The 19,647-nt window shown below is 55.0% G+C and carries 14 protein-coding genes; 9 read left to right on the top strand and 5 right to left on the bottom strand.

Annotation, left to right across the window (positions count from 1 at the left end; genetic code table 11):
* The first annotated feature begins 6 nt into the window (after positions 1-6).
* The 6 genes from HUN04_14730 (at position 7) to HUN04_14705 (ending at position 5,825) form a co-directional block, all read left to right on the top strand.
* On the top strand, positions 7-2,313 hold the full coding sequence (locus HUN04_14730; GenBank protein ID WDP90879.1) for a response regulator: 2,307 nt from the start codon (positions 7-9) through the stop codon (positions 2,311-2,313).
* A gap of 280 nt (positions 2,314-2,593) precedes the next feature.
* The gene (locus HUN04_14725) at positions 2,594-2,860 is read left to right on the top strand and encodes a hypothetical protein (GenBank protein WDP90878.1); all 267 of its coding nucleotides are present in this window, start codon (positions 2,594-2,596) and stop codon (positions 2,858-2,860) included.
* Between the two features lie 44 nt (positions 2,861-2,904).
* The gene (locus tag HUN04_14720; GenBank protein ID WDP90877.1) at positions 2,905-4,533 is read left to right on the top strand and encodes a putative sulfate exporter family transporter; all 1,629 of its coding nucleotides are present in this window, start codon (positions 2,905-2,907) and stop codon (positions 4,531-4,533) included.
* An 11-nt stretch (positions 4,534-4,544) separates the two neighbouring features.
* On the top strand, positions 4,545-4,700 hold the full coding sequence (locus HUN04_14715) for a hypothetical protein (protein ID WDP90876.1): 156 nt from the start codon (positions 4,545-4,547) through the stop codon (positions 4,698-4,700).
* A 91-nt stretch (positions 4,701-4,791) separates the two neighbouring features.
* Positions 4,792-5,265, top strand: coding sequence for a universal stress protein (locus tag HUN04_14710; GenBank protein ID WDP90875.1), 474 nt, complete (start codon positions 4,792-4,794; stop codon positions 5,263-5,265).
* The gene (locus tag HUN04_14705; GenBank protein WDP90874.1) at positions 5,241-5,825 is read left to right on the top strand and encodes a hypothetical protein; all 585 of its coding nucleotides are present in this window, start codon (positions 5,241-5,243) and stop codon (positions 5,823-5,825) included. The genes HUN04_14710 and HUN04_14705 overlap by 25 nt, the downstream gene beginning before the upstream one ends.
* 4 nt (positions 5,826-5,829) lie before the next feature.
* Here the strand turns inward: HUN04_14705 and HUN04_14700 are convergent, their stop codons facing one another.
* The 5 genes from HUN04_14700 to HUN04_14680 form a co-directional block, all read right to left on the bottom strand.
* The gene (locus HUN04_14700; protein WDP90873.1) at positions 5,830-6,939 is read right to left on the bottom strand and encodes a radical SAM protein; all 1,110 of its coding nucleotides are present in this window, start codon (positions 6,937-6,939) and stop codon (positions 5,830-5,832) included.
* Positions 6,940-7,265: 326 nt separating this feature from the next.
* A complete protein-coding gene (locus tag HUN04_14695; GenBank protein WDP90872.1) occupies positions 7,266-8,042 on the bottom strand; it encodes an MBL fold metallo-hydrolase in 777 nt (258 codons plus the stop codon).
* A gap of 57 nt (positions 8,043-8,099) precedes the next feature.
* The gene (locus HUN04_14690) at positions 8,100-8,807 is read right to left on the bottom strand and encodes a DUF3108 domain-containing protein (protein WDP90871.1); all 708 of its coding nucleotides are present in this window, start codon (positions 8,805-8,807) and stop codon (positions 8,100-8,102) included.
* A gap of 82 nt (positions 8,808-8,889) precedes the next feature.
* Positions 8,890-10,128 (bottom strand): glyceraldehyde-3-phosphate dehydrogenase, encoded by a 1,239-nt coding sequence (locus HUN04_14685; protein ID WDP90870.1) that lies wholly within the window; start codon positions 10,126-10,128, stop codon positions 8,890-8,892.
* Positions 10,129-10,229: 101 nt separating this feature from the next.
* Complete coding sequence (locus HUN04_14680) at positions 10,230-14,429, bottom strand: pyruvate, phosphate dikinase (protein ID WDP90869.1); 4,200 nt, start codon at positions 14,427-14,429, stop codon at positions 10,230-10,232.
* Between the two features lie 517 nt (positions 14,430-14,946).
* Between HUN04_14680 and HUN04_14675 the strand changes: the two genes are divergently transcribed.
* From HUN04_14675 to HUN04_14665, 3 genes are read left to right on the top strand one after another with little or no spacing between them, the layout of a single operon-like run.
* Positions 14,947-15,705 (top strand): class I SAM-dependent methyltransferase, encoded by a 759-nt coding sequence (locus tag HUN04_14675; protein ID WDP90868.1) that lies wholly within the window; start codon positions 14,947-14,949, stop codon positions 15,703-15,705.
* Between the two features lie 50 nt (positions 15,706-15,755).
* Positions 15,756-18,065: a TonB-dependent receptor gene (locus HUN04_14670; GenBank protein ID WDP90867.1), complete on the top strand. Its 2,310-nt coding sequence runs from the start codon at positions 15,756-15,758 to the stop codon at positions 18,063-18,065.
* A gap of 10 nt (positions 18,066-18,075) precedes the next feature.
* Positions 18,076-19,647, top strand: a complete 1,572-nt coding sequence (locus tag HUN04_14665; GenBank protein ID WDP90866.1) for an ABC transporter substrate-binding protein — start codon at positions 18,076-18,078, stop codon at positions 19,645-19,647.

Genomic DNA, 19,647 nt, shown 5'->3' with positions numbered 1-19,647 from the left:
GGACCCATGTTTGAAAGCAGTCCCATCCGTCTACAGGTCAGTCAGGTATCGTCGGCCCTGGCGCACAATATTGAAAGCTGCTGCCATGCCCTGGAGGAGTTAAAGCGCGTTTCCCTTATCCTTTTTACCCGTACGCCAAGGGATAGCGCCGATATTCAGGCCTGGTACCGGCAGGACGGCTTCGGTGTGGATGATGACGGGTTCTGGATCTCCCTGCCGCTGCTGGCCGCTTTCAGGGGCGGCAGGGCCCCGGCCCATGCCGTCTCCTTTTCATGGCACCCGGACCTCCGGGACGATCCGGAGGCCTCATTTCGCATGTATTGTTTAAAAGATGTGGGACAATATCTGATGGAAGCCAGACAAAGGCTGCCCGGCACCGCCTGGATCTACTATCAGGATGTGACCAATACCTCGATGCAGTTCCCCTATATTGACCAGGTAACGGCCATTACCCCGGATTTTGACTGGTCTGCCTATCACACCTATGTGTCCGTGGCACCGGAAAATAATCCCCAAAGGGAGATCCGGTGGACCCGCCCCACCATTGATTATGCCGGAGAGGGGCTGATCATTTCCGCTTCCGTCCCCGTCTACCTTGATGACCGCTTTATCGGGCTGTGGAGTATTGATCTGCCCATGGCCTCCCTCTATAACAATTTTGATTTTAAGGGCTATCTCAAAGACCAGGTCAATTTCATCATCGACCGGGAAGGCTATATGGTGGCCCACCCTGCCATTGAGGCGGAAATCGATAAAGAAAAGGGCAGCGTATATCGCCGCCATATCCACCAGCTCGGCACCCGGTTCAAGGGTATTGAGCCCGGGGAGCTGCTGTCGGAGGGCAGCGGCCGCAGGCTTCTGTCCAACAGCCAGGGGGATGACCTGGTGGTATGGTTTGAGGTGATTCCGGGCATCCAGTGGATATTTTTTGCCACCGTTCCAAGGCAGTCCATGGAGGATGCCATCAACCAGAGAATCCGGAAAGCCCTGGACAGGGTGAAATCCGGGGACCTCTCCTACCGGATTAAAAACCTGTCGGAGATTGATCATGCCCGGCTGGTGGCAGAGGGGTTCAACCAGATGGCATCCGCCCTTGAAAACCAGGAACGGATCCGGCTGGAGGCCAGGGAGGAAAAAAAGCGGCTGGAAAAACGGCTCCAGCATTTCCAGCGCATGGAGGCCATCGGCACCCTTGCCGGGGGGATTGCCCACGATTTCAACAATATCCTGTTCCCGATCCTGGGATATTCGGAACTATTACTCCAGGACCTGGCCGGGGGCAGTCCGGAATATGAAATGATGAAACAGATTTACCAGGCCGCCGGCAGGGCCAGGGACCTGACCCGCCAGATCCTGACCTTCAGCCGGCAGACGGAAATGGAGAATACAGCGGTTTCCTTCCAGAGCATTGTCAAGGAGGCCCTCAAGCTTTTGCGGGCATCCGTTCCCCGGACCATTGAGATACACCAGAAAATCGACAAGGACTGTCCGCCGGTGCTGGGGGATGCCACACTGCTGCACCAGATCATCATGAACCTGTGTACCAATGCCTTCCATGCGGTTGAGGAGACCGACGGCAGCTTCGAAGTCTCCCTGAAACCCGTTGAAGTCCCTGCCCTGCCGGAGCCGGGGTTCGAAAACCTTTCGCCGGGGCACCATATCCGGCTGACCGTATCGGACAACGGCCCGGGCATGGATGAAGAGACATTGACAAAGATATTTGATCCCTATTTTACCACCAAGTCCGAGGGGAAGGGCACGGGACTCGGCCTTGCCGTGACCTACGGGATCGTCCAGAAACTGAACGGAGAAATAAAGGTATACAGCGAAACGGGCCAGGGCACCACCTTCCAGGTATTTCTGCCGGTGGCGGATTTCACACCCAACAATGAGAACCTGCCGGATCCGGCCATTTCAGGGGGCGTCGGCCGTGTCCTCCTGGTGGACGATGAAGAGAGCATCACCACCCTGGGAACCCGCTTTCTGGAAAAGTACGGGTATTCGGTAACCGCCTTTACCGACAGCAGAAAGGCCCTTGAGGCCTTTGCAAGGGCCCCCCACGCCTTTGACATTGTGGTCACCGACATGACTATGCCCCGGATGACAGGAGATATCCTGGCCGCCCGCCTCAAGGAGCTGCGAAGGGATATCCCGGTGATTCTATGCACGGGATTCAGTGAAAAAATTTCAAGTAATAAATACAAAGAGTCTGTGATTAACGCCTTTCTGATGAAACCCATTTCCATAAAAGATATTCACCAGACCATCCGGAAGCTCCTTGACACCTCCGGAAAAACCAGGGGAAACGGATGACCATTGCCGGTTCTCCCTGAGGGACGGCGGACAAAAAAATCCGCCGCCCCTTTAAAGCGCCCCGCCTGTCAACTGGGGCCTAGAGGATGCACCCCCCGCCGCAGACTGCCAACTCAAAGACACACCTTTGGCAGCAGACGTCCAACCGCCCCACGTCAGCCATAAAAAATTCCCTTAATTTATCAGCCGGTTAAGCACCGCCCATGGGTTGTCCCGGCCCAATGGCACACCCTTTGCTCCTGATCCGGGCAGAAAAATGACAACCATCAAAGGAGTTAAAATGAACAGAACAATTATTGCCCCCCTTTCCGTTTTGACCGGAATCCTGGGAGTTGTTGTGCTGGCGGCCACCACCCATTTGTTCAGCCCGGTGGTGGCCTTTATCCACAATTGGGATGCCATCACCCCCGCGGGCGTGGCTGCCTGCGTGCTGTTCACCGTTGCGGGATTCTGGGCCGCATTAAAACTGCTGCACATTGTCTGCAGCTATTTTGTGCCCCGGCTGGAAGAAAAACCGGGATATGAAAACGGTTCAGCCCCCCATTGAGTAAGGGTATTCTTTTAACCATTTATTATAATTAAGGAGGCGTTATGCCACGAATTAAGGATAACATGCCCGTCATCATCATGGGCGTGTTTCTGCTTGTCTACGGACTGATTGTCAATACCGGGGTGCTGCTGCCCGCCATGAAGTATCTGCACACCCATAAATCCATGGACCTCCAGGTGATGATGAGTTTCATCCTGGGCGGACTGGCCCTGGTCGGTGCCCTGATCAACTCCGCCAAGGAACCCGGGAACTCCGTGTTTGACCGGTTTTTCCTCCAGCCCCTGGGCGGGGTCATCATGATCCTTCTCATGGCCATGGCCATCCGGTGGTACCTGGAACCCATGGTCAAAATCATGAGTGCATCCCTGCAGCCGGTTCTGGGCTTTAAACTATATAAGGTCCTCAACCTCAACTACGTTGTCCTGGGTATTCTGGCCGGGGTGGTGCTGACCAACTCCTACGGCATCCCCAAATTTGCCGAAGCCGGCGTTAAATGTGCCCGGTTCGTCCTCAAAATGGGGGTCATCATGCTGGGGGCCCGGTACTCCTTTGCCGAACTGGCCAAGCTGGGGGTTTACTCGGTATGGCTCATCGGCTTTTTCGTTTTGGGCACGGTATTCCTGGTCCTCTGGCTGGGGAACCTCTTTAAGCAGCCCAAATCCATGACCGGCGTTCTTTCCGCGGGCATGGGGGTCTGCGGGGTTTCCGCCACCGTTGCCGTGGCCCCCGTGGTCAAGGCCAAAAGTACTGAAATGGCCTATACCATCGGCACCATCCTCTCCTTCGGCATCATCTGCATGTTTGTCTTCCCCACCATCGGCAAGCTGGCCGGGATGAATGCCGTGCAGTTCGGTGCCTGGGCCGGTACCGGCATCCTCAACTCCGCCCAGGTTGCCGCCGCAGCCCTGGCCTTTAACGCCGTTGATATCAAAACCTTGAAGGTTGCCGAAATTTTCAACATCACCCGTGTACTCTTCCTGCCCGTCATCGTTCTTGTCCTGGCCACCTGGTTCGGCAAGGAAACCGGCCAGAAGCTGAGCTTCAAATCCGTTGTCATCGACAAATTCCCCCTCTTCATCCTGGGCTTTCTGATTCTTTTCGGAATGTCTTCCGCCGGGCTGTTCTCCCCTCCGGGCCACTATAAGGGCAAATACATTGACGTGTCCTACAATGACCGGACCCAGGTGACCCCCGAAGAATGGGAAGTGCTGAACAAAGCCATGGCCGCCGGTGAATTCAAAGGCCTCACCGCTGAACAGATGGCGGCAGTCAATGACCTGATCCACCAGCGCCAGATCGCCGGCAACTACCAGGACCGCAATGACAAAACCAAGTTCGACCAGGTGGGCCGTGCCCGCATGACCGAGCTTGAGGGCATCCTGGCCGCCGCCAAGGCCAAGACGGTCTCCATTTCCGCGGAAGTGAAGAGTGCCATCAAGCATGCGGTGAAACAGGTACACAAAAAGTCAAAGACCGTTGTCACCCTCACTGACTTCATGATCTGGTTCTTTGCCTTCGGCCTCATCGGCCTGGGCATGCAGATTACCAAAAAATCCATTACCCAGGCAGGGGGATGGCCCATCGTAATGGGCGTCATTTCCGGGACCACCAAAGCAACACTTTCCTTCTTTGTCGTCCTCTGGCTGGTTAAAGACGTTGTATTGCATTAAAGGAGAAAAACATGAGCGAAAAAAATATGACTGAAAACAAGGCCGACGCTAACGAAGAACGGGCATTGTCTGTTTTCTCCAGCGAACGGAACGAAGATCTCACCGCCCTGGTATTCTGCCTGATCACCACATTTATGGTACTGCTGTTCACCAAGTGGCTGGCCTAGGCTATATTTGGACATAGTTAACACCCCCTGTTGCGGCTGCCGATAACGGTGGCCGCAACAGGCCATTTACTTTAAACTGCAGGAAAGCCCAATGTTTAAACACATTTTACTTTGTACCCACAGCACCGAGGGGGCACAAAAGGCCGAAGCCTTTGTGTTCGACCGGCTTGAAAAGGACCCCGCCCTCAGGGTCAGCGTACTCACCGTCCTGGACGAAGACTGGCGGGGCATGACCGGCGACGACTGGCTCAACTCCAGCAAGTCCCACGCCACATTTCTCGACCATGTGGAAACCCAGGTCACCGAAGAAATCCAGGAGGAATGGGACCGGATCAGGGCCGCCTACCCCGCTGGCGCCCGGGCGGAATTTTACCAGCAAATCGGCAACATCGCCGAAACCATTGCCCGTGCCGCCGGGGCCCTGGGATGCGACCTCATTGTGATCGGCCCCTGGCAGAAATCCAAAGGCCTGCTGGACAACAGCCGGAGCAAGGGCCTCAGGGACAGAATTAAAAACAAAGACCTTCATCCGTTACTGCCATGCCCGCTGATGATCATTCCTTAGACAAGGGGGAGGCCTTCTTCTCCCGGGAGGTTGACCTGGGCCTTGGGGTGCCGGAGGGATTCACTGCCGCACCGCTTTTTCCCGGCGACCGGATACTCCGCCTCCACCCCAATTGGTTTATCCTGGACTTTGAACGGGAGGGGGACGGATTCACGGCCCGGATAAAGGACTATGCCACCGAAGCCGAATCAGACCTCTCGGGGACCATGGCGTTCACCGGCAGGGGCGGACAGCTCATTGCGCTCACCCTTGACGGGGAGGCTGACACCCGAATCTGCTTTTTCAGCAAAACGGGCCGGCTCCATGTCCGGCTGGAGGCCAGGGCCGAACCAGCCCCGACAGACCCTGTGCTGCTCTGGATTAAAGCGGTAAGGGAATACCTGAGAATCTACCTGAAAACCACCCCGGCCACCCTGTTCTGGCGGCTGGTGATGAACCGGATCATCCTCACCATGAATCCCTCCCAGCGGAAAATCTGCCTCATGATTGCCCGGTTTACCCTGCTGGAAGTCCTGGTGATCCTCCTCATTGTGATCGGTTATTGTATATTTGTATTATAGCGGATTAAAACCCCTCCAGTTTCCGGCAGAACCGGCAGGGGGATGGCGGGGGATGTGCCTCAAACCCTCTGGCGATTTTCCCCCTGGCCCGGGCCAGTTGTTCCGTTCCCTCCATGCCGTACCCCACCGTTGACAATGCCCTGGCATAAAGGGCCGTCCGTTCCGTGAATGCCCTGCGGAATGCGGCATACTCTTCCCCCCTGTATACGGCATCTAGCCCCTGGTCCATGAGGTTGCCGAAAACCACCGGTGCCTGCACAGCCGTTTCATTCCCTTTTTTCCAGGCTATGCCTCCGGCCACAGGGGGATTGAGGAACACGCAGGGGGAAACGCTGCCATCAACAGATACAAAGCAGGTCCCACCGGGATTTTTATCGCAGACGGGCAGCGGCTCAGGAGAAAACGGCCTCAGGGAAAAACAAAAGCTGCTACGGCCCAGGGCCCGGAAATTGGAGAAAAACCGCACCCATTTTTGGGACAGGGTCAGGGCGGATGGGAAAAACTGGAGGGCCTCCTGGCCGGGGTGGACGGCCTGGGTCAGGTGAACCGTGGCCAGTTGGTCGATGCTCGATCTCCTGCACCATCCCACCACCCTGGGAAGCTCGGCAACACTTTTGGGGGTGAGCAGGTAGGAAATGGCCACCTTGATCCTTCCGCTCTCTCCGGCCGTTGCCCGCCGGTCCAGAAAAAGGGCGACGGACGCGTTAAGGCGGCGAAAACTTCCCCGGCCACGGACCGCATCCTGGGTGACTTCTCCGCCGCCGGCCATGGAAAAGGTGATGGCGTCCAGCCCCGCTTCAATGAGCCGGTCCGCCAGCCCCCTGTCCATAAATGACCCGTTGGTGGTAAAGCTGACCACAAGTCCCCGGGCCTTGCAGACCCGGATCATGGCCGGGAGATCCGGGTGAAGCAAAGGCTCCCCCCAGCCCTGGAGATGGACAGAGGAAACGCCGGGACTATTGGCCAGAACAGTATCAAGCCGGTCCGGGGACATATGGCATTCAATCCACTTATCCCTGTAGACCGGCTTGATGCAGGAGGTACACTCCAGGTTGCACCGGGTGGTGGGCTCAACCTGGATGTGGGTAATCTGCGGGTCAGGCTCTGATGGCACGGGGCTCACACAGGCCTGATTTTTTCGATCCGGAGGTGCCGCACTTTCCGCAGAAATAGGAAGGTGAAACCTCCTGTGGACGGCAGACCTCTTCGGCTCTCATACTCTGCTTATTGCAGGATTCGCAAACATAAAGGGTTGAAACGCTGTTTTCGACCGGGTCACAGACCTTGCCTTTATCAGACGAGATTTTTCCGCATGTCTGGCATTGGTAATTGCTCATGGTGCCCTCTCACTTTCAAAGTATATCTTGGATAAGCCTAAGCTTATTTTGATTGCCTATAAACACATAGTTGTGAGAATTTGCCGTTTGTCAACCCTTTTTTTCACAGCTGGATTATTTCATTCAACGCCATTTCCCGGATTTGTGTGCCGGGGCAGTCCTGTTGAACCCTGTGGACAAAGTCAGAGATATCCACCGTCTGTGAAACCGGGGGATAGAAATCGTCCTGGTGGTGGGGAATGACCATGCCCGGCTCAAGGAACCGCACATGCCGGGCCCCCTTGGCACAGATCTTCGAATGGCCCTGGAGGGGCAGCATAAGGATATCCACCTCCCCTTTTCCGATCCCTTCAAGCTCCTTGTCACTGGCACCGGCACTGCCGAAAAAGCGGATACGACGGCCTTCCAATTCAAACTGCCAGCTTAAAACCTGGCCGCAGGGAAAATTGGCAAACAAAGGGATGATGTCGGGCAGCCGGCGGCCCACCCTTGCCAGGGTGGCGGCCATGAGGCGGAAATCAAACCGGATATGCCGGCTGTAAAAGGCCTGGGCCCGGATCCCGCTGAAATCGGCCTCTGCCCCGTTGTGCTCCACGGTCCGGATCTGCCCCGGGGCAAGCCCCATATCTTCAAGGGTGCGGGCCGCCGTGGGGCTGCACCAGACCTCTGCCCCTGTCTGACGGGCAACGGCCGGCACATCCAAAAGATGATCAAAATGACCGTGGGAAACAAAAATATGGGATGCCGGCGCCAGATCGGCCGGTCTCAACTCCTGCCGGGGGTCGGCGCCGGGGTTCCGGCTCAGATAAGGGTCAATTAAAAACGAAGCCGTTGATGTCGCTATCCTGAATCCTGCCGTACCCAGCCATTGAATTTCCATGGGATTCCTCCTGACAATTTTCCGGACCGGCACAAAAGCGTAACTGAACGGGGAATATCATCTCTGCCCCGGCGCATAGCCTGCCAGATCAAAATAAATGGCCCCCACCACCACCTTGATCCGGATCCTCACAGGGATTTTGCGTGCGTCATCGGTGATCCAGACCCGGACCGTGGGGTCCTTGCTTTTCTTAAACACCCCTGAAAAATGGGTGACCCAGGGCACCACCACAACGGTGTCATATTCCCCGGACTCAAGTATTATCCGCTCCCTGCCGACGATATCCCCCTTCTGGATAAAGGCTTTTTTCCCGTCGGTCACGGGAAAGGAAAGGGTACCGCTATCCCCCAGGCTGAAACACCTCATTTTAAAATAGCTGGACAGGGGGTCAAAGCTGCCCTGTGGTATATCTATGGGGTCCCGGTGCTCGTTAAAATTGGAATAGGCAGCGGTGGTGCGGTCCGGAGAAAATGCCACCCGTATCTCTTTTTTCTTTTTTCCCATGCCTGCATACCGGTATCCCACGGACCCGGTAAATTCTCCATCGACAAATCCCTGGATATGATCCCTGACCTTGAAAAAAAGATCGATAAATTTATTGGATTCGGCCATGAGTTCAAAATGCCAGGCCTGGCTTCCGTTGACCTGGGTGAAAGGCAGCACCCGGACCCGGGCCTCCCCGGCCCTGTACATCTGCCAGCGGACATCGTAACGGATCTCCTCTCCGGGGGCAAAGGGCAGGGAAGGGGATTTAAGGCCGGCCATGGCGGGAAAAGCGGCCGACCATAAAAGACTGCCGGCGACCAGGGCCCAAAGGGCCGGGCGCCGGCAGAAAAATAACAGCGGTTTACTCCATGGACTCGGCAATGGTCACGGTCCGGTCCCCCATCATGTTCACATAGGAGGCCATTTCATTGTCATACCAGCCGTAGATCACAGCCTGGGTAACCTGGATACGGCCCACATGGTCCTTGATGCTTTCCAGAACCTCTTTTTCAATCCCCTGCATCTGCGAAAGATTAATGGAGATGGACCCGGTGCGGGTGTGGGTTTCGTGCCCCTCAATAACGGCCGCGGCCCTGGGGGTGCCGATGATATCCGAAGAGACGTTCTGCTTGCCTGAATAGACCAGGTAGCCGTTTTCGCAGCGCTGGGCCGCATCCTGGTAAATCTGATTGATCATGTCCCTGCGGATGGGTTCTTTGTTCAGCTCCTCCTGGAGATTGACCACCAGAATGATCAGGGAGCCGGTGGAGGTGGGAATGCGAACGGATTCGGCAATGAAACCGATGCTGCCCATTTCCGGAATGACCAGCTGCAGGGCCTTGGCCGCCCCGGTGGTGGTCAGTATAATATTATTCATGATGGACCGGTTTTTCCTCAGATCCGTCTTTCCGGCCGCAGGCAGGCGGTCCAGCACCTGCTGGGAACCGGTGGCCGCATGGACCGTGGCCATGGAAGCGGACAATACCCGGTCCACCCCGAAGGCGTCCAGGAGGGGCTTGACCATGTGGGAAAGGCAGGTGGTGGTACAGGAGGCATTGGAGATCACGGAATGGCGAACCGGATCATAGTCCTTGTCATTGATGCCCATGACCGTTGTCACCGCATCCTCTGGCATCACCGCCCCCTGTTTCAGCTTAAAGGGAGCCGAGGCAATCACCTTGCGGGCGCCGGCTTCCAGGTGGCCCCGGATGGATCCTTTGGCATCGTCCGCCGGCATGTTGGGGTCCAGAAACTGCCCGGTGGTATCCACCACAATATCCACGTTGTGGTCGGCCCACTCAATGTCTTTGGGATTTCGATTGTTTTTAAGAATCTTCACCGGAATCCCGTTCACCTTCATGGTGGAGGCATCGGCATCCACATCGGTGACGGCCGGTTTTCCCTGGAATCCGTGCAGGAATGCTTCCAGGCGGCCGTAGGTGGAGTCCCGTTCAATATAGTGGATAATATCCTCCATGGAGGTGCCCACTTCCCGGCCCACATTGATCACAATTTCATCAAAATATTTCCTGCCCGCATGGTGCCACAGGGACAGCTTTCCGATCCTTCCCAAACCGTTAACACCCAGTACCTTAGTCATTTTTCCTATTCCTTATAATTAATATGTCAACTCAGCGCTTGGATGAAAATTTGCCCATATACACGCTTTTGCAGCAAAGAAGTAGATGGGTAAATTTTCATTCAAGCCACCACTGTCAGCTGGCCCTGGTATACGAGCCCCTTATACCCGTTGATGCTGATGAAATCCCCCGTATTCATGGTCACGCCGCCCAGTTCACAGGTCCGTTCCTCTTCATTGCAGATCAGTTTTTCACACCCCACCACACAGGTCTTGCCCAGGTTATAGGCCACCACGGCCGCATGGGAGGTCAGCCCCCCCCTGGCCGTAAGAATACCGTCCGCCGCATCAATCTCCAGGATGTCGTCGGGCACGGTATCGTTTCTCACCAGAATCAGCCTGGCGTCGGGATCCTGGCGCCGGAACCCGTCGATTTCCTCCAGGGTAAAGACAATCCGGCCGCTCATGGCCCCGCCGGAGACCCCGATACCCTGGCCCAGATAGGCCTTTTCAAGCGCATGGCCGTCTGCGTCAAACCGCTCTATCTTTTTGGTATCCCGAAGGGAGAGGTCCCTGGCCTGAAGGATGAACAGGTCGTCGCCCTCAGCCCCTTCAAAGGTAAACTCTATCTCCTGGGGATTCCACCCGCCCTCGTAAATCAGCCGCCGGACAATGGCCCGGAGCTGCTCATAAATTTTTGGAAACCGGGTTTCCAGGCTGATCTTGGTATCCCGCTTTTCCAATTCCCGCTGGATCTCGGAAATGGGCAAGGTTTTTACCAGACCGGATACCACATCTTCCCCCTGGTTGCCAATGGTAAAATCCCCCCAGAGCCGTATGGCGTCCCCCGGCAGCTTGGGGCTGTGGGTGAAAGCCACCCCGGATCCGGACTCCCGGGACCGGTTGCCGAACACCATGGACTGGACGGTCACGGCCGTACCCCAGTCGTCGGAAATTCCGATAATTTTTCGGTAATCCTTGGCCCGCTTGGAATTCCAGGAGGAAAACACCTTGCTGATGGCCAGAAAAAGCTGGTCCATGGGCGATTCGATCAGCGCCACCCCCTCGTCCAGCAGCAGCCGCTTATAGGCCATGGCCACCTCCCGCATCTGGGAGCCGGTGAAATACCGCTTGAATGTGATACCGGCACGGTCTTTGAACCGTTTAATAATTTCGTCGAAACGGTCCCGCTGGATGCCGTAGACCATGCCGTAGGCCTGGATAAACCGGCGGTAGGAATCCCAGGCAAACCAGGGGTTACCCGACTTTTCCGCCAGGCTGGCGGCGATCTCTTCGTTGATGCCCACATTTAAAAATGAATCCAGCATCCCGGGCTGGGAAATGGAGGCGCCGGAGCGGACCGAAAGGAGAAGCGGATTTTCCCTGTCCCCGAACTTGCGGCCCGTGGTCTCTTCAAGCTGCCCCAGCATCTTGGTCACCAGCTGTTTGAAATTCACCGATGCAGGGATATAGGAATCAATGAGATCCAGGCATTTAAATACCTCGGTGGTGATGATGAACCCGTTTGGCACGGCCACGCCCAGGTCCTTGAGCTTGATCAGGTTCAGCCCCTTGTTGCCCAGGTAGATAATGTTGTGGCTGAACTGCTTGCCGCCGCCGATGGTGGAAATCGCCGCCTTGGGGTCGTAATTGAGCAGGGCGGAGAGTTCATCCTGGGAGAGCCGCTCGGACTGGCGGAAAAGGGTGCTGAGAATCCGGTTCAAAAAAACATCCAATTGCTGGAGGCCCAGGGAGGTGGCGATGCGGTCCCTGAAAAAAATGTCCGCCACCCGCTGGTCCAGCTTTTTGGCCATTTTGGCGTTGAACTCCGTATTCTTGGCATAGCCCTGGGGCAGGTACTTGTCCAGAATCTTGTCCCGGCCGATGCGCCGGTCGATGTGGGAAAGATTCCGGGAGTGGAGGTTGTTGAAATGATCGTTGACGGCATCGGCCACGGCCCGGGTAAAGCCCTTGAAAATATCCAGGTACTGGGTAAAGGAACAGGTGGTGATGTTGATGGAATATTTTAGAAATTCCATCTGGGTGTCCAGCTTGTTGGAGACAATGCCGTCCAGGGCCAGGGCCTGGCGGAAAAGCCTCAGAACCCGGAAAATCCTCACAAAGGTGGGTTTGGTGATCAGCCGCAGGTCAATGGAATTGATCAGGTCTTCAAAAAGCACATTGACCACGCTTTCGATCCTCAGGGTCAGCCCCAGGGCGTCAAACTTGGCCTCGCTGTAGGAGCCGTACATGGAGGGGATGTCCACGGCGATGTGGCGTTTGTGGTAGATGGCCTCGTTCACGGGGAAGGCCCTGTCCGACAGGATAATGTCACGCAATTCGGCCATATAGGCCAACAGGCTTTCGATCCGGGCTTCCAGGTTATCCTCCCCCATGGCGGTGATGGCATCCGATGGATCGGGCAGGCCTTCGGCCCTGTGGGCGGCCAGGTAGTCTTTGAGATCCAGGTTGTCGGTACCGTATTTCTGGTTGAGCAGTTTAAAAAACCTGAGCATGAGCTTTGACCGGGTCCGGTCCAGTTCCGTCACCCCGTCCACCCGGTCCACCATGGCCTCCAGCTCCTCCTGGGAGGTGAGCAGATAATCGGAAGGGGTGGCCAGCTTGTTATAGGCCAGGGCCTGGAAAATGGCGTGGGGCCCGTCCACATATTTGCCCGAAGGTTCGATTTCCCCATAGATGGAGGGGGGGACATAGGGCGCAAGGGCGGATTTATCCCGGGTCGTCCAGAAGGCCATGACCTCCTGGATAAACTCCACGATGCGCGACGAACTTTCCACATGGCACTGCTTCCTTAAAAAATGAATCAGCCGGTCCCGGCGGAAGCAGGCCTCGTCCAGCTGGGTGGAAATATCCCTCAGCTCCCCCTCGGCCCCGATTTCATTGAAAAAGGCCGGCAGCAGCCGGGAAAGCTGCTTGACCAGGTTGTACACCGGCCCGATATCGGTATTGAGGAACTTGGTAATATCCCGGGGAAAGAGGTCGGTGTCCCGGATGAACACCCCGCCCACGGCCAGGGAGGTGATCAGGGCCGAAAGCAGGCGCTTGGACTTTTTGGGGTGCTTGCCCACCAGGTTGAGGAAAACCCGGATATTTTTCACATGGGCCATGTTACCCTTGATCTGCCAGTCGTCTCCGGTGCCACGGATCATGGGAAACTGGAACCCGTGGTCCACGGACCGGTCGATGAAATGGTTGATCAGCTCAATTTCGTCGGTGTTGTACACCGCATCCCCGATTTTGTGGATACACTCCAGCACCGTGCCCGGATACCGGCCCTTATGCTCCTTGAGCAGGGCAAAGGTCTGGTCCACAATGGGGATATCCTTTTTGTAGTCCCGCTCCCCGATGAGGCGGATCAGGGTCCGGTGGATGTCCCCCAGGGCCTCCCGGTGGATAATGGAAAGGCCGGAGGCATGGATAATATAAAAGAGGAAGGTGAGCTTGAAATACTTGCCGTAGGTCCGGCCGTCCGCCAGGGTCAGGATCTGCCGGGGCATCTCCCGGAACAGCTTGACCACATCCCTGTGTCCGGGCAGGGCCGTCAGGGCCGCCGTGGCTTCCGCCCCGGCCGGATCCATGGACTTGACCTCTCCCAGCCGGCCCTGCCACTCCCGGATCCGGTCATGGGAAACGGTGTCCAGCAATTCGATCATCTCCGGGCTCAGCCGCCACTCGTCAATATTCTCCCTCATCCACACCTTGGGATCGTCCTGGGTGAGCCAGAAGGCAAATGAGGCATCATAGAACCGGATCAGCAGCCGGTTCAGGGGCAGGAGCAGTTCGCCGCAGTCCCCGTACAGCTCCCCCTCCCCCAGAATCCGTGCCATGCGGTCAGGCTGGTAATATGAGACCACAATATAAAAGAAATCCTCATCTCCCCAGGAGAGTATGTGGTTCAGTTCCCGCACCATAAGGTCCTTGAAGCGGGCCAGGCCATCTTTGCCGTCCTTGGCTATGTGGTGGAGGACCAGCATGAGGTTGTCTGCGGCATTTGCCTTGATGTCGGGGGAGTCCACGGTTTCAAAGGCCACGGCAAAGATATCGCAGAAAAGGGCCATGGCCTGCCGCCCCCGGTCCCGGGATTTGTACAGATGAAAATAATGCAGGGCAAAATGCCTGGACTCGGTCACAATAAACCCCCAGTTCCGGTAGGGGTGGGAGAGTTCCTTTAAAAAGGTTTCCAGCCGGTTCAGTATCCCCACATACCCGTCGAAAAAATCCAGGAGCAGTTCATATTTTTCATCCACGGCCACCTCGGCCCGCGTATCGGAAAGATTGACCTCAAGGGCTTTTGACTTCACTATGTCCTCTCTTTGGCACTTGCGCACCGGGTATTGAAAATTAGGGCCAGTGTAACATTTCAACGGCAGCTTGAAAAGCCGGAAGAGAGGTATTGCCAGGGCTCATGCCCCCGGATACGATGCAAAGAAGAGGGGAGGGTTGACGCTTTTTTCCATTTTTCCAAGGAGGCATGGACCCGGCCTCGGCACGGGGGAATCAGTAAGTAAATTGAACCTCGGCATTTTATGACTGCCACAATATATTATCATTGGATAATCTCTCTGAACATCATCAATGATGGACAAAAGGTTCTTTTTTTCTTGACTAAACTTTTGCAGTTTAATATTGAAAATCAACTTTTGCTAGAAAGCAAAGAACAATTTCGTCCAATTTTTAAAATCAGCCGAAGCAGCTTGAGTTCTGCCTAGGGCATCTAAAAGAATTAACCATGAAGGTTCAGGCGTTTACCGCATACCGGACCTTTGTGGTTTTTTTTTGGGTATGCCGCACGATACGATTGACTAGGAGCAGAGAACAATGGCAGCCTTTGGCAGAGACAAGCTTAAAAACAGGATTGAACGATACTGGAACTGGAGAAGCGCAAGTTACGAACTGGATCATGCAAAATCTGTCGAAACCGTAAAAAACTGGGAATCCACCATCAAAGATTTGGTGTCCCATGTCCAAGGCAAGGGAATTTGCGCCCTTGATCTAGGAACCGGTCCTGGACAGCTGGCGTTTTACCTTGCCCAGGAAGGGTTTCAAGTGACGGGCATCGACATCTCCCCCGGCATGATAAGACAAGCCCGGCAGAAAGCCAAAGAATTCGGGCTTTGTGTTGATTTCAGGACCGGGGATGCTGAAAATCTACCCTTTGAAAACGACTCCTTTGATGTCGTCACCACCCGGAATCTTGTGTGGACCCTCCCCCATCCAGAAGCAGCCGTTAAAGAGTGGCACAGGGTGTTAAGACCCGGGGGCCGCATCATTATTTCCGACGGTTATTGGCGCAATATCACCTGGTCCAGAATCCACCATTTGGTGCTAAAAACGGCAAAAGGGTTCCTCAGAACCCGCAGATTGATCTCATGCCGCTTTTTTTCCCACTATTCTTCCCTGATTCCTTCCCTTCCCCTCTACGAGGGCGTCACCTTGAGGGATGTAGGCCACCTGATGGAAAAGGCCGGATTTGAGCAGGTGCTTACCTGTGACATCAATAAGTATTTCGGGGTGAACCCCTATGGGAGAGACAGATATTCTCCACCACCATTTTTTGTTGTCTACGGAAACAAATGAGTCTCTTTGTTTGTTTTCTCTTTTTATTAACTTTATCCAAGGAAAAGTAAATGAAACATGTAAGACTGTTGTTGTGTAGTATTGTAATCTCTCTGGCCCTATGCGCCCCTGCCTGGGCTGGAACCGAGGCAGATCCGTCCACGGATCAGGGGGCTGTCGAAACTGACAAGAGCTGCGAGCTTGAGGGGATGACGGTTATTGCCACCAAAACGCCCAAGGCGCCTCTGGATTCACCGGCATCGGTTTCCGTGATTTCCGAAAATGAAATTGATGCCTTTAATTCGGAACACCCTTTTAAACCCTTGTTCCGGACGGAAGGGATCTACCCGCGCCAGTACAGGGGCCTGGCCGATTACTGGTCCCGGCCCATGATCCGCGGCAACAGGGCCCTTGTTATGGTTGACGGGCTCAACTGGTACGATTACGGCCATTACTATAACACAGGCGCCATCCCCATGAAGGATGTGGAAAAAATCGAGGTGGTGCGGGGACCTTTTTCTTCCCTTTACGGCACCCTTGCCCAGACCGGTGTCATCAATTATGAGACCAAAATCCCCTATGATATGGAGGCGGAGGCCTCTTTTACCTACGGCACCGACAATACCCAGTTTTTCAGCGCACGTATTGCCGACCGCCCATTCTCCCCGACCGATTCTGAAAATCTTTCCTGGGCGGATAAAACACTTGGAGACAAATTTTTCTACTCCATGAGTTTTAAATACAGGACCACGGACGGGTATGAAACGAACCCGACTGTCAGATCGCTGACAAGCCCTGTAGTCGGGCCACTGGACCCAGCAACCCCCATTGCGACGAACACAGCCACGGACATTGACCCCACCAACGGTGATACCCGGGCCATCATAGGAACCCAGGGAGAAAACTGGTATGAGGATTACGGGGCGTTTATAAAAACCGGATTGGAGCTTTCTGAAGACTCCAAACTCTGGTACAGCTTTAATATCAGCCAGTTCGAAAATGGATGGAGCGGCGGCCACAGCTATTTAACGGACGCCAGCGGCAACGCCATCGGGGCCGGGGATGTCTATATCCAGAATGGTGGCAACTACTATGAGATCAACCAAAGCGCCACCTCGTTTACAGGCACCACCTACCAAAAAGAATCCAATGTCCACACCCTTCATTATGACTACTCCGTGCCGGGCCAGCTGGATGTCACGGCCCTGGTGGGATACAATGGCAAGGAGACCCAGGAACATTCCGTTTCAAGCGCCAAAACCACAGTCAAAGACAACGATCTGCTTCAGGCAGACTTGTCCGGCACCTTTCACCTGATGGACAACCGGTTTCTTTTAACCCTGGGCACCCAGGGGGTAAAAGAGACTGCCACGGACACCAAATATACCCTGTTCAATGCCAGTGACAAGGACAGCTGGGCCTCTGCTGATTATGAAACAACCGGGGAAAGCCTGACCTGGGGTACGTTTATCCAGGCGGAATATACGCCCATTGAGTCCACCACCCTGTATCTTGGGGGACGGTATGACCATTGGTGGGGCACGGATACCGAATATACAAATAACGCCGGCAACCATGTGACCTATGAAGACATGGATGACGGACAGTTCAGCCCCAAGGCCTCTGTGCTTTTCAGGCTGACGGACAACGGCGTGCTGCGGGGCTCTTACGGGAAATCCTTTACTGCCCCCTCCCTGTATTACAGAATCGCCAACTATGAATATGTAAATGGGGGGGAAATCTATACCTGTTCGCCAAACCCGGATCTTAAGGCGACCACAAACACATCCTGGGAAGTGGGCACAGAGTGGGAGTTCCTGAACAAACGCTTGCGCGCCAAAGCAACATATTTCCAGAACAATCTGGAGGACATGATTACATCACAGACAACCAGTTATACCAATACCAGCGGCGTCGTTGTTCACGAATCAAAACGGATCAACGCAGGAGAGGCCGAAGTTGACGGCATTGAACTCGGCATTGAAGCCAACCTGCCCTGGAACCTTAAGGGAGGGATCCACTATACCCACCACTGGTCCGAATATACTGTGATTTCAGATGCAAGTAAACTTGGCAAAGAGGTAGATGAGGTGCCAACCGATATCTTTAACTTCTGGTTAGGCTATTTTACCGACGTGCTGGACGCCTCTGTCAACTTGCGATACTCTGACAGTGTTATGCGGGATGAACGGACGGCCTATGCCGATTCCGGATATAAGGACTACTCAGACTCTTTTGTCGTGGATTCCCAGGTCACGTACAGGCCCAGTAAAAAACTGGCCTTCACCCTGTCCGTGGATAACCTGTTCGATGAAGAGTATTATGAATACTATGCGGCACAGGGCCGGACCGTCATGGCCACCGTGTCAGTATCCCTGTAATAAGGAATTTATGGATAATTTAAATGCACAACCTTCCCCTGCCGGACCGGGCCTTTTTGCCTGGCCCGGCAGGGCCGTCCTCTGTCTGGTGCTCTGCCTGTGGGCGTCCATCGCCTTGTGCGCAGACTCTTTTACCATTGCCAAACCCTTTGGCCCCACGAGTTCCAGCCTGGACCCGGCAAGGGGGTCAAACGGCTGGTATGCCAGTGAGGCCGGTATCACGGAAACCCTGTTTGCCCTTGATTTTGATATGAGCCTGAAACCCTGGCTGGCCCGGGGGTTCAAGAATCTATCTCCCCAGACCTGGGAAATCCGCCTCCGGGATAATATTTCTTTTCACACCGGGGCCCCGATGACGGCCCAGGCGGTGAAAAACTCCCTTGAACGCCTGATCGATGAAAAAAGCGATGGATTTAACAAGCGGATCCAGGGTCTTTTGGATATAAAATCCATCCAGGTCACAGGGGACCTTTCCCTGACCGTGGAGACCTGCCATCCCCATGCCGGCTTTATTTACAATCTAACCTCGCCGGAAACGGCAATCGTTGACCCGTCCGGAAACAAACTTGCCGCGACAGGTCCGTTTAAACTTAAAAAGATCGTGCCCAGCGAGAAAACCATTGTCACCGCCTTTGACGGATATTGGGGCGGCACTCCCAAAATTGAGCAGGCTGAACTTTTTATCATCAAAAATCCGGTATCCCGGATGCTGGCCTTTGAGTCGGGTAAAATCGACATGGCCACCAACTTTCCGGAACTGGATGCCCTGCGCCTGATGCAGCAGGGCAAAAGCAGGATTGAACACCGTCCCACAGCCCGGCTTTGTTTTTTCTTTGTAAGGGTCAAGGACGGCCCCCTGGCCGACCCCATAATCCGCAAAGCCCTTAATTTCGCCATTGACCGCAGCCAGATCCTTGACTCAGTGCTGGGCAGCATCGGCGGAAAAGTGGGGGCGTCGGTCTTTCCCAAAGTACTGCCCTGGTGCCGCACAGACCTTTCCCCTTACCCCTATGATCCTGAAAAGGCGGTTTCCCTTCTGGAATCGGCCGGGGCCAGGGATCTGGACGGTGACGGAATAAGGGAAAAGGACAATAACCCCCTGCATATAGAGATGTGGACATACGAAACCCGGGCCGCATTGAAACCGACCCTGGAACTGATCAAGTCCCAGCTGGCCCGGGTGGGCATTGATGCCGGCATCCGGGTGACCAAAAAAGGGTCTCCCATCAACCAGGCCATGGGGCAGGGCCGGGTCCACCTCAACCTACAGATGTGGAACACCGCCCCCCAGGGAGATCCGGATGCATTTCTTTCAGATGTGTTCATGACCGGGGCAAGGTCAAATTTCATGGGCTATGCCAACCCGGAACTGGACAGACTGCTCAAGGAGGCCAGGACCTGCTTTGACCCGGCAGACCGTATCCGCCTGTACAACCAGGTCCAGAAGATCATCTATGATGAGAGCCCGGTCATCGTCCTTTTTCACAAAGCCATGGTCACAGCCATGTCAGACCGTGTCAATGGATACAGGATCCATCCGGCTGAAAAATACCTCTTAACCCATACCATTGGCAAAGAATAG

Origin of the sequence: Desulfobacter sp. (genome assembly GCA_028768525.1) — a bacterium.
Taxonomy (GTDB): domain Bacteria; phylum Desulfobacterota; class Desulfobacteria; order Desulfobacterales; family Desulfobacteraceae; genus Desulfobacter.
The sequence above is the reverse complement of the archived record's forward strand: the minus strand, read 5'-3'. Positions and strand labels throughout refer to the sequence as shown.

Excerpts from the sequence above, each read along its gene's own strand:
- HUN04_14730 (WDP90879.1), top strand. The coding sequence starts at position 7 with ATGTTTGAAAGCAGTCCCATCCGTCTACAGGTCAGTCAGGTATCGTCG.
- HUN04_14725 (WDP90878.1), top strand. The coding sequence starts at position 2,594 with ATGAACAGAACAATTATTGCCCCCCTTTCCGTTTTGACCGGAATCCTG.
- HUN04_14720 (WDP90877.1), top strand. The coding sequence starts at position 2,905 with ATGCCACGAATTAAGGATAACATGCCCGTCATCATCATGGGCGTGTTT.
- HUN04_14715 (WDP90876.1), top strand. The coding sequence starts at position 4,545 with ATGAGCGAAAAAAATATGACTGAAAACAAGGCCGACGCTAACGAAGAA.
- HUN04_14710 (WDP90875.1), top strand. The coding sequence starts at position 4,792 with ATGTTTAAACACATTTTACTTTGTACCCACAGCACCGAGGGGGCACAA.
- HUN04_14705 (WDP90874.1), top strand. The coding sequence starts at position 5,241 with ATGCCCGCTGATGATCATTCCTTAGACAAGGGGGAGGCCTTCTTCTCC.
- HUN04_14695 (WDP90872.1), bottom strand. The coding sequence starts at position 8,042 with ATGGAAATTCAATGGCTGGGTACGGCAGGATTCAGGATAGCGACATCA.
- HUN04_14690 (WDP90871.1), bottom strand. The coding sequence starts at position 8,807 with ATGGCCGGCCTTAAATCCCCTTCCCTGCCCTTTGCCCCCGGAGAGGAG.
- HUN04_14685 (WDP90870.1), bottom strand. The coding sequence starts at position 10,128 with ATGACTAAGGTACTGGGTGTTAACGGTTTGGGAAGGATCGGAAAGCTG.
- HUN04_14675 (WDP90868.1), top strand. The coding sequence starts at position 14,947 with ATGGCAGCCTTTGGCAGAGACAAGCTTAAAAACAGGATTGAACGATAC.
- HUN04_14670 (WDP90867.1), top strand. The coding sequence starts at position 15,756 with ATGAAACATGTAAGACTGTTGTTGTGTAGTATTGTAATCTCTCTGGCC.
- HUN04_14665 (WDP90866.1), top strand. The coding sequence starts at position 18,076 with ATGGATAATTTAAATGCACAACCTTCCCCTGCCGGACCGGGCCTTTTT.